This window comes from Mycobacterium sp. E2327, from assembly GCF_001672675.1.
In the GTDB taxonomy this organism is placed as follows: Bacteria; Actinomycetota; Actinomycetes; order Mycobacteriales; family Mycobacteriaceae; genus Mycobacterium.
Map to the genome: position 1 here is coordinate 46,877 of NZ_LZKE01000113.1, position 10,395 is coordinate 57,271.

Here is a 10,395-nt window from a genome sequence, read left to right on the forward strand (position 1 = left end):
GAACTCCCCGGTGGGCCGCGCACGTTGGCCTCACATGATGTCGCGGCTGTTTCTGATCTACGCCGTCGTCGAGCTCGCGGCGGTCATCGCGCTGGTCTCGTCGGTCGGGTGGGGCTGGACGCTGCTGGCGCTACTGGGCGCGTTCATGCTCGGGTGGGTCGTGCTGGCCCCGATGGCGGGATCACAGCTGATCCGCCAAATCGGGCAATTGCGCTCCGGGCTGACCGAGCCGCGCACCGCGGCGAGCGACGGGGCGCTGGTCACGTTGGCCATCGCCTTGGTCCTGGTCCCCGGCCTGGTCACCACCGCCCTGGGGCTGCTGCTGCTGGTGCCGCCGATACGGAAAGTCGCCGGGCCGGAACTGACCGCGCTGGGAATGCGCGGCCTGCGGCGGCGCGTGCCGCTGATCACCGACGCGACGCGTTTCGGAACCGACGCCCGCGACACCCAGCGCGACTACATCGACGGCGAGGTCGTTGACGTGCGGGACTTTCGCGCGCCGGCCCTGCCCAGCGAGGCGCGCGGCGGATATCCGGGAAACCCCGCGTGGGATTAATTTGCCCGGCTCCTCAGCCCGCCGCTGCGCGGCGCGCATCGTCGCCGGGCTGGGATTGAGTGCCCCAGGCACAGCCACACGTAGTTTTGGCCTGTGACCGACGACATCACGCTGCTGGTCAACGGGAGGGTCCACAGCCCAACCCACCCCGACGCCACCGCCATGGCGGTCCGCGGCGACGTCATCGCCTGGCTGGGCAGCGACGACGTCGGCCGCAGCCAGTTCCCGGGCGCCGACATCGAGGACCTGGACGGCGGCTTCGTGGCGCCGGCGTTCGTGGACAGCCACATCCACCTCACCGCGACCGGCCTGACGCTCAGCGGCCTGAACCTGCAACCCGCCGAGTCGCGCGCCCAGTGCCTGCAGCTGGTCGCCGACCACGCGGCCGCCCATCCGGGCCGGCCGGTGTGGGGCCACGGCTGGGACGAATCGTCATGGCCGGAGAACGCGCCGCCGAGCACCGCCGATCTGGATGCCGTCCTCGGTGACCGGCCCGCCTACCTGACCCGCATCGACGTCCACTCCGCGCTGGCCTCCACGGCGCTGCGGCGTCACGTCGCGGATCTCCCCGCGGCGGCCGGCTTCGACCCGGAGCGCCCGCTGGTGGGCGACGCGCACCACCTGGTCCGCGCCGTCGCCCGCGACCTGCTGACGCCTCAGCAGCTGACCGAGGCCCGCACGGCCGCGCTGCGGGCCGTCGCCGCGGCCGGCATCGTCGCGGTGCACGAATGCGCGGGTCCCGAGATCGGCGGCCTCGACGACTGGCTGGGCCTGCGTGACGTCGGCGGCGGCGTCGAGATCGTCGGCTACTGGGGCCAGGCGGTGACCACGGCCGCCGAGGCACGGGCGCTGCGGGACGAGACCGGCGCCCGCGGGCTGGCCGGCGACCTGTTCGTCGACGGCGCACTGGGGTCGCGCACCGCCTGGCTGCACGAGCCCTACACCGACGCCCCGGACCGCCACGGCTCCTGCTACCTGGACCCCGACGCCATCGAAGCCCATCTGCGAGCGTGCACCGAGGCGGGGGTGACGGCCGGTTTCCACGTCATCGGCGATGCCGCCGTCTCGGCGGCGGTCGCGGCGTTGGAACGGGTGGTCGCCGACCTCGGGGTGGCCGCCGTCGCCCGCTGCGGGCACCGCCTCGAGCACCTGGAGATGGTCACCGCCGAGCAGGCCGCCAAACTCGGCGCGTGGGGCGTCATCGCCAGCGTGCAGCCCAATTTCGACGCGCTGTGGGGTGGCGCCGACGGCATGTACGCCCGGCGGCTGGGCGCCGAACGAGGCAGCCGGCTCAACCCCCTTGCGCTGTTAGCATCCCAAGGCGTGCCCCTCGCGCTCGGTTCCGACGCCCCCGTCACGGGCATCGACCCCTGGGCGAGCGTGCGGGCGGCGGTCAATCACCGCACCCCGGGCAGCGCGGTCTCGGCGCGCGCCGCGTTCGCGGCCGCCACCCGCGGCGGCTGGCGGGCGAGCGGCGCCCGCGACGGCCTGGCGGGAACGCTGGCGCCCGGCGCGCCCGCGTCCTACGCCGTGTGGGACGCCGGGGCCCTCGACGTCCACGCGCCCCGCGACGCAGTCCAGCGCTGGTCCACCGATCCCCGCTCCCGGGTGCCCGCGTTGCCGCGCCTGGGCCCCACCGACGCGCTGCCGCGTTGCCGCCGGACCGTGCATCGAGGCGCTGTCATCCATGGCTAGGGAGTGGTTCGGCGACCACCAGCCTCCCGACCAGGACGCGATCAGCGACGAGGCCGAATCGGAGCGGGACGAGGACGCCGCCGAGATCGAACCGGCCACGACCGACGAACCCGAACCCGAACCGGAATCCACCCGAAAGGGCAGGGCGGCGGGGCTTGGCGCGGCGGTGATCGCAAAGCTCCCCGGCGTGTGGGCCGCGCTGCGACCCCGCCTGCCGCGGCTGGCGCTCGCCCTCGCGGGTGGCTTGTTGCTGTTCGCCAGCTTCCCCGCCGTCAACTGGTGGTGGGCGGCCGTCGTCGCCGCCGCGCTGCTGGCCTGGGTGCTGCGCCATCCGGCCACGACACCGGTCGGCGGTCTCGGCTACGGGTTCCTGTTCGGGCTGGCTCTCTATGTGCCGCTATTGCCGTGGATCAGCACGCTGGTGGGCGCCGTTCCGTGGCTGGTGCTGGCGGCCGTCTGCGCGCTGTTTCCCGCGCTGTTCGGCCTGTGCGCGGTCATCGTGCGGCGGCTCCCGGGCTGGCCGATCTGGTTCGCGCTGGTGTGGGCGGCCCAGGAGTGGCTGAAGTCGATCTTCCCGTTCGGCGGGTTTCCCTGGGGCGCGGTCGCGTTCGGTCAAGCGCAGGGCCCGTTGCTGCCGCTGGTGCAGCTCGGCGGCGTCGCGCTGCTGTCCCTCGCGGTCGTGCTGGTGGGATTCAGCGCGACCGCGATCGCGCTGGAGATCGTCAAGTGGTGGAAAACCGGCCACCCGGACGGCGCAGCGGCCGCGAAAGAGCCCACGCCGCCGCCGGCCGTCGTGCTGCCGGGTGTCTGCATCTGCCTGGTGTTGTTCGCCGCCGTCATCATCTGGCCGCAGGTGCGGCACGCCGGCGCGGGCGCGGGCGGCGAACCCACGGTCACGGTCGCCGTGGTGCAGGGCAACGTGCCCCGGCTGGGTTTGGACTTCAACGCGCAACGGCGAGCGGTGCTGGACAACCACGTCCGCGAGACCCAGCAGCTGGCCGAGGACGTGCGCGCCGGCCTGGCCCCGCAACCGCAGTTCGTCATCTGGCCGGAGGACTCCTCGGACATCGACCCGCTGGCCAACCCCGACGCCGCCGAGCAGGTCGCGCGGGCCGTCGCGGCGATCGGCGCGCCGATACTGGTCGGCACGGTGCTCGACGTGCCCGGCCGCCCGCCGGACAACGCGCAGTACACCAACACGGTGATCGTGTGGAACCCGGTCAGCGGGCCGGCCGACCGCCACGACAAGGAGATCGTGCAGCCGTTCGGGGAGTACCTGCCGATGCCGTGGCTGTTCAAGCACCTCTCCGGCTATGCCGACCGGGCCGGACACATGGTGCCCGGCCGTAGCAGCGGCGTGGTGCACATCGCCGGGGTGCCGGTCGGGGTGTCCACGTGCTGGGAGGTCATCTTCGACCGGGCCCCGCGCAAGGCCGTGCTGAACGGTGCCCAGCTGCTGGCGGTGCCGGCCAACAACGCGACCTTCAACAAGACGATGAGCGAACAGCAGCTGGCGTTCGCCAAGGTCCGGGCAGTGGAGCACGACCGCTACGTCGTGGTTGCCGGGACCACCGGGATCAGCGCGGTGATCGCCCCGGACGGCGCCGAGCTGGTCCGCACCGACTTCTTCGAGCCCGCCTACCTGGACATACAGGTGCGCCTCAAGACCAAGCTGACGCCGGCGACCCAGTGGGGCCCGATAGTGCAGTGGGTTTTGGTCGTAGCGGCCGGAGCGGTCATTCTGGTCGGAGTACGGCACAATGGATGGTTCGCGCGTCCGATTCGTCGGAGGTCCAGGCCTCGCGGTGGATCGGAAGACCCCGGTACGCTCCCGGGCGGACCCCCGCCCGACGAGGGCGACGCGGAGAGAGCGCAAGGCACTGCGCCGGACGCGGGCGATGACGACAATCCGCCCGAGGATGGCGGCCTACCTGATTTCGGGCGAGACAGAGGAGCTACATGACCACCGGCCAGCCGGCGCCCCGGGTCCCGGGCAACCGTCCCAGCGAGCGCGTCCTGGTGATCATCCCGACGTTCAACGAGCGGGAGAACCTCCCGGTGATTCACCGGCGGTTGAAGGCGGCGTGCCCGAACGTGCACCTGCTGATCGTCGATGACAACAGCCCCGACGGCACCGGCCAGCTCGCCGACGACCTCGCGGCGGCCGACCCCGACCGCGTCCACGTCATGCACCGCACCGCCAAGGACGGCCTGGGCGCGGCCTACCTAGCAGGTTTCGCCTGGGGTCTGAGCCGGGACTACTCGGTGCTCGTCGAGATGGACGCCGACGGCAGCCACGCGCCCGAACAGCTGCACCTGCTGCTGGACGCGGTCGACGCCGGCGCCGATCTGGCGATCGGCTCGCGCTACGTCGAGGGCGGAGCGGTGCGGAACTGGCCGTGGCGGCGCTGGGCGCTGTCGTGGACGGCCAACACCTACGCGCGGGTCGCCCTCGGCATCGGCGTGCATGACATCACCGCCGGCTACCGCGCCTACCGCCGGGAAGTCCTCGAGACGATCGGCCTGGACGGCGTGGACTCCAAGGGCTATTGCTTCCAGATCGACTTGACCTGGCGCACCGTCTGCAACGGGTTCGTCATCGCCGAGGTGCCGATCACTTTCACCGAGCGCGAACTCGGCGTCTCCAAGATGAGCGGATCGAACATCCGCGAGGCGCTGGTGAAGGTCACCCGGTGGGGCATCGAGGGGCGAACGACGCGCCCCCGCGCGATCCGCGCCGACAACCGCGGTTAGCCGCGGCGGCGCGACCGGATCAGCTCGAGGCGCTCCTTGAGCAGCTCTTCCAGCTCTTCGACCGAGCGGCGCTCCAGCAGCATGTCCCAGTGCGTGCGCGGCGGCTTGACCTTCTTCGGCTCGGGTAGGTCGCCCTCGATGAGGGTGCCCTCCATGCCGTTGCGGCACAGCCAGGTGCCGGGGATGTCGGCGTCGTCGGCGAAGGGAACCTCGAACTCCTCGCCGTTCTCGGTGCGGTACCGCGCGATCTGGCGCGGCGCGAGGTCGTGGTTGCGGTCGGTCTCGTAGCTCACGGCTCCAAGGCGACTGCCTCTCAGGACGCGATCGGCCATGGCTGCTACTCCTTTAGATCCTGTGGGCTGTGGTGCAATTTCCGCCTAGCAAAACGTAATGACGGCCCGCGTAGTTCCCAGGCCGACACGCGGCATACGCGACGCGACCTTCAATGATACGGGATCGCCGACGACGGCCGACTATCCTCGGCAGGCGTGACCCGCCGCGCCCGCCCCCACCCGTGCCGGTGGTGCGGTCGCGACGTGACCGACGCCGGGATGGGCCGTCGTCGCCAGTACTGCCGGCAATCCTGCCGGCAGCGCGCCTACGAGCAACGCGCCTCTTTGAATCGGGGTGATGCGGGAGCCGTGCCGGCCGACGCGGTGGTGCTGTCCGCCGAGGACGCCGCCGACCTGTCGGATCGCGTCTACCAGGTGCGATGCGCGGCGGAGGACGTCGCCACGGCGCTCGACGAGGGAGCTGCCCCGGCCGAGCTTCGTGAGCTGTGCGACGTGCTGATCCGGGCCGCCCGGGCCGCCGACGGTTGGCGCCGGGCGGGCGTCTAACCGGGCTTGACCACCACCGATGTGTTGCCGAGTACAGTCGCGCCATGGGCGGCAGGCCATTTCTATTCGGGTTTGGAGGTCGACGCCGTTCCTCTTTTGGCAGCCGGGAGTATCGGACGTTTTGAAATCCTGCCGGAGTTGGCCATACTCACGAGCGACATTCTTGGGTCGGAGAGCAGCGCGAAGGTTGTCGAGGCTGGTCGAAAAATCCACGAGACCGATTCGTGCAGCAACTTCTGTGACTCGGCGGGGGCGCTCGGCACACGCCGCATACGGCGGCTACCAGACGGCCCACCTGCCAGGTGAGGGTTAGGCGAGGTTAGTGATGGATCAACTCCAGCATGCGACCGAAGCGCTGCGCAAAGCGCTGGTCCAGGTGGAACGCCTGAAGCGCACCAACCGTGCGTTGCTGGAGCGGTCGAGCGAGCCCATCGCCATCGTCGGGATGTCGTGCCGCTTCCCCGGCGGGGTCGAGACCCCGGAGGACCTGTGGCGGATGGTCGCGGACGGTCGCGACGTGATCACGGACTTTCCCACCGATCGCGGCTGGGACGTCGCGGCGTTGTTCGACCCGGATCCCGACGCGCGTCACAAGACCTATGCCCGCACCGGCGGCTTCGTGGACGGTGTCGCGGACTTCGACGCCGCGTTCTTCGGCATCGCGCCCAGCGAGGCGCTGGCGATGGACCCCCAGCACCGGATGTTGCTGGAGTTGTCGTGGGAGGCGTTGGAGCGGGCCGGGATCGATCCCAGTGGGCTGCGCGGCAGCGCGACCGGCGTCTTCGCCGGGCTCATCGTTCAGGGCTACGGCATGTTGGCCGAGGAGATCGAGGGTTACCGGCTCACCGGCATGACCTCCAGCGTGGCCTCCGGCCGGGTGTCGTATGTGCTCGGGCTGGAAGGTCCGGCCGTGTCGGTGGACACGGCGTGCTCGTCGTCGTTGGTGGCCCTGCACATGGCCGTGCAGTCGCTGCGAACCGGCGAATGCGACCTGGCCCTGGCCGGCGGCGCGACCGTCAACGCCACGCCCACGGTCTTCGTCGAGTTCAGCCGGCACCGCGGCCTGGCGCCGGACGGCCGCTGCAAGGCCTACGCGGGCGCCGCCGACGGCGTCGGCTGGTCCGAGGGCGGGGCCATGCTGGTCGTCGAGCGGTTGTCGGATGCGCGACGGCTCGGGCATCCCGTGTTGGCGGTGGTGCGCGGTTCGGCCGTCAATCAGGACGGCGCGTCGAATGGGCTGACCGCGCCCAACGGGCCGTCGCAGCAGCGGGTGGTGCGTGCCGCCCTGGCCAATGCCGGGATTTCGGCCGCCGACGTGGACGTCGTCGAGGGTCACGGCACCGGGACCACGCTGGGTGATCCGATCGAGGCTCAGGCCTTGTTGGCCACGTACGGCCAAGACCGCGACGCCCCGCTGTGGCTGGGATCGATCAAGTCGAACATGGGTCACACGCAGGCCGGCGCCGGCGTCGCCGGGGTGATCAAGATGGTGCAGGCGATGCGCCACGAGACGCTGCCCGCGACGCTGCACGTCGATGTCCCCAGCCCGCACGTGGATTGGTCCGCGGGCGCGGTGTCGCTGCTCACCGAGAACCAGCCCTGGCCGGCGAGCCGCGCGCGCCGAGCGGGCGTGTCGTCGTTCGGGATCAGCGGCACCAACGCGCACGTGATCGTCGAGGCTGTGCCCGAGGCCCCGCAACGCGAGCCCGGCCCGGCGCCGGCGGCGCTGCCGTGGGCGGTGTCGGCAAAGTCCGCGAAGGCGTTGCAATCTCAGGCCGCCCGCTTGGCGGCGCACATGCGCGCCCATGCCGATCTCGATGCCGCCGATGTGGCGTGGACGCTGGCGGGCCGGTCGGACTTCGAGCATCGTGCCGTGGTTGTCGGCGGTGACCGGGACCGGTTGCTGGCCGGGCTGGATGAGCTGGCAGCAGACGAACCCGTATCGGTGATCCGGGGAACCGCCGCCCCGGCGGGCAAGACCGTCTTTGTCTTTCCCGGCCAGGGCTCCCAGTGGCTGGGCATGGGCGTCGAATTGCTGTACACCGCACCGCTATTCGCGCAACAGATCCAGGCGTGCGAGGAGGCCTTCGCCGAGTTCGTCGACTGGTCGCTGACCGACGTTCTGCGCGGCGCGCCCGACGCGCCGGGCCTGGACCGGGTGGACGTGGTGCAGCCGGTGCTGTTTGCGGTGATGGTGTCGCTGGCGGAGCTGTGGAAGTCGGTCGGCGTCTGTCCCGACGCGGTGATCGGGCACTCGCAGGGCGAGATCGCTGCGGCCTATGTCGCCGGTGCGCTGTCGCTGGCCGACGCCGCCCGCATCGTCACGTTGCGCAGCAAGCTGCTGAGGTCGCTGGCCGGCCCCGGCGGCATGCTGTCCATCGCGTGCAGCACCGAGCGGGCGCGGGAACTGTTGGCGCCCTACGGAAATCGCGTCAGCATCGCCGCCGTCAACGGCCGATCGGCCGTCGTGGTGTCCGGCGACGGCGCCGCGCTGGACGAACTCGTCGGGTTCTGCGCCGACCTGGAGCTGCGCACCCGGCGGATCGACGTCGACTATGCGTCGCATTCGGTCGAGGTCGAGGCGATCCGAGGCGAGCTCGCCGACGTGTTGGCCGGCATCGAGCCGCGGTCCTCCCGCACCGCGTTTTTCTCGACCGTGACCGGAAACCGGTTCGACACTGCGGGATTGGACGCCGACTACTGGTATCGCAACATCCGGCAGACCGTCCAGTTCGACCAGGCGGTGCGCAGCGCGTGCGAGCACGGATTCCGAACCTTCATCGAATCCAGCCCGCACCCGGCCTTGATCGCCGGGATCGAAGACACCGCCAACAGCTGCTTAGCCGGCGACAGCCCGCAAATCAGTGACGCGATCGTCGTGCCCACGCTGGGCCGCGACGACGGCGGCCTCGAGAGGTTCCTGACCTCGGCCGCCACGGCGTTCGTCGCGGGAGTGAGCGTCGACTGGCGCGGCGCGCTGGACGGGGCGAGCTTCGTGGAGCTGCCGACCTACGCCTTTGACCGACGCCGGTTTTGGCTGTCCGGGGAGGGCGTCGCGGCCGACGCCACGGGCTTGGGTCTGGGAACCAGCGAGCACCCGCTGCTGAGCGCGGTCGTCGAGCTGCCGTCCTCCGGCGGCGTGCTGCTGACCGGCCGGTTGTCGGCCGGCCTGCAGGGCTGGCTCGCCGATCACGCGGTGTCCGGTGCGGCCGTATTCCCCGGCGCGGGGTTCGTCGAGTTGGCGATCCGCGCCGGCGACGAAGTCGGTTGCTCGACGGTCGACGAACTGACGCTGCAGGCGCCATTGATGTTGCCCGCCAAGGACTCCGGCTCGGGCTCGGTCGCCGTGCAAGTGGTGGTGGGAGCCGAGGACGAGGGCGGTCGGCGCAGCGTGTCGATTTTCTCGCGCCACGACGCGGGCTCCGGATGGATGTGCCACGCCGAGGGCACGCTCAGCAAGGGGACGGTCGAGCCGACGGCGGACCTGTCGGTTTGGCCGCCGGCGGGGGCGGTCGCGGCCGACCCGGCCGAGGGCTACGAACGGCTGGCGGCGCGCGGCTACGGCTACGGCCCCGCGTTCCAGGGCCTGACCGCGGCCTGGGTCCGCGGCGACGAGGTGTTCGCCGAGGTGCGGCTGCCGGACGCCGCCGGGGGCGTCAACGGGTTCGGCGTGCACCCGGCGTTGCTGGACGCGGCGATGCACGCGCTGGTGGTAGGCGATCAAATCGCCGGCGGGACAGACGAAATCGTGTTGCCGTTCTCCTGGGAGGGTGTGTCGCTGCACGCGGCGGGCGCGTCAGCGGTGCGCGCGCGCATCGCGCCGGCCGGTACGTCGGCGGCCAAGGCGGTTTCCAAGGCGGTTTCCATCGAACTCGCCGACGGTCTGGGGTTGCCGGTGCTGTCGGTGCGGGCGATGGCGGCCCGGCCGGTCAGCGAGCAGCAGCTGCGCGCGGCGGTGTCCGGTGCGGGCCCGGACCGGCTCTTCGAGGTGAACTGGTCGCCGGCGACGGCGACCGCCGCGGCCGGGGATACGCCGTCATACCGGTTGTTCGAATCCCTTGCCGCCGAGCATGATCCGGTGACGCAGACCCACGAGCGCACGCATCAGGCGCTGACCGCCGTGCAGTCGTGGTTGTCCGAGCATGACTCCGGCGTGTTGGTGGTGGCCACCCGCGGTGCGATGGCATTGCCGGGGGAAGACGTCACCGACTTGGCCGGCGCCGCGGTGTGGGGGCTGGCACGGTCGGCGCAGACCGAGCATCCCGGCCGGATCGTCCTCGTGGATACCGATGCGCCGCTGGACGATCGGGCGATCGCCGCCATTCTCGCGCTCGGCGAGCCGCAGGTGTTGGTGCGCGGCGGAACGCATCACCACCCGCGGGTGCAGGGCAGCCGCGCGGTCGACGGTCTCCTGGTACCTCCGGCCGAAGGGCCGTGGCGGCTGGGCATCAGCAGCGCCGGCACGTTCGAAAACCTGCGCCTGGAACCGGTGCCCGACGCCGAGGCGCCGCTGCAGCCCGGGCAGGTGCGGGTGGCCCTGCGCGCGATCGC

At 71.5% G+C, this 10,395-nt stretch carries 5 protein-coding genes and 1 pseudogene; 5 read left to right on the forward strand and 1 reads right to left on the reverse strand.

The window, feature by feature from the left end; all coding sequences use genetic code 11:
• The first annotated feature begins 34 nt into the window (after positions 1-34).
• The 3 genes and pseudogenes from A5712_RS13070 to lnt all read left to right on the forward strand — a co-directional run bounded on the left by A5712_RS13070 (position 35) and on the right by lnt (position 5,005).
• A complete protein-coding gene (locus A5712_RS13070; RefSeq protein WP_068105254.1) occupies positions 35-556 on the forward strand; it encodes an FxsA family protein in 522 nt (173 codons plus the stop codon).
• 162 nt (positions 557-718) lie between these two features.
• On the forward strand, positions 719-2,251 hold the full coding sequence (locus A5712_RS13075; protein ID WP_156766549.1) for an amidohydrolase: 1,533 nt from the start codon (positions 719-721) through the stop codon (positions 2,249-2,251).
• Positions 2,244-5,005, forward strand: a pseudogene (gene lnt, locus A5712_RS13080) (apolipoprotein N-acyltransferase). The gene A5712_RS13075 and the pseudogene lnt overlap by 8 nt, the downstream one beginning before the upstream one ends.
• Here lnt and rbpA read toward each other — a convergent pair.
• Entirely contained in the window at positions 5,002-5,337 is a 336-nt protein-coding gene (rbpA, locus tag A5712_RS13090) for an RNA polymerase-binding protein RbpA (RefSeq protein ID WP_067015244.1), read from the reverse strand. The pseudogene lnt and the gene rbpA overlap by 4 nt on opposite strands.
• A gap of 156 nt (positions 5,338-5,493) precedes the next feature.
• Between rbpA and A5712_RS13095 the strand changes: the two genes are divergently transcribed.
• Together A5712_RS13095 and A5712_RS13100 are read left to right on the forward strand one after the other, a co-directional pair.
• A complete protein-coding gene (locus A5712_RS13095; protein WP_081665453.1) occupies positions 5,494-5,844 on the forward strand; it encodes a hypothetical protein in 351 nt (116 codons plus the stop codon).
• 322 nt (positions 5,845-6,166) lie between these two features.
• Positions 6,167-10,395, forward strand: a 4,229-nt coding sequence (locus A5712_RS13100; protein WP_156766547.1) for a type I polyketide synthase, incomplete at its 3' end; no start/stop codon positions are given.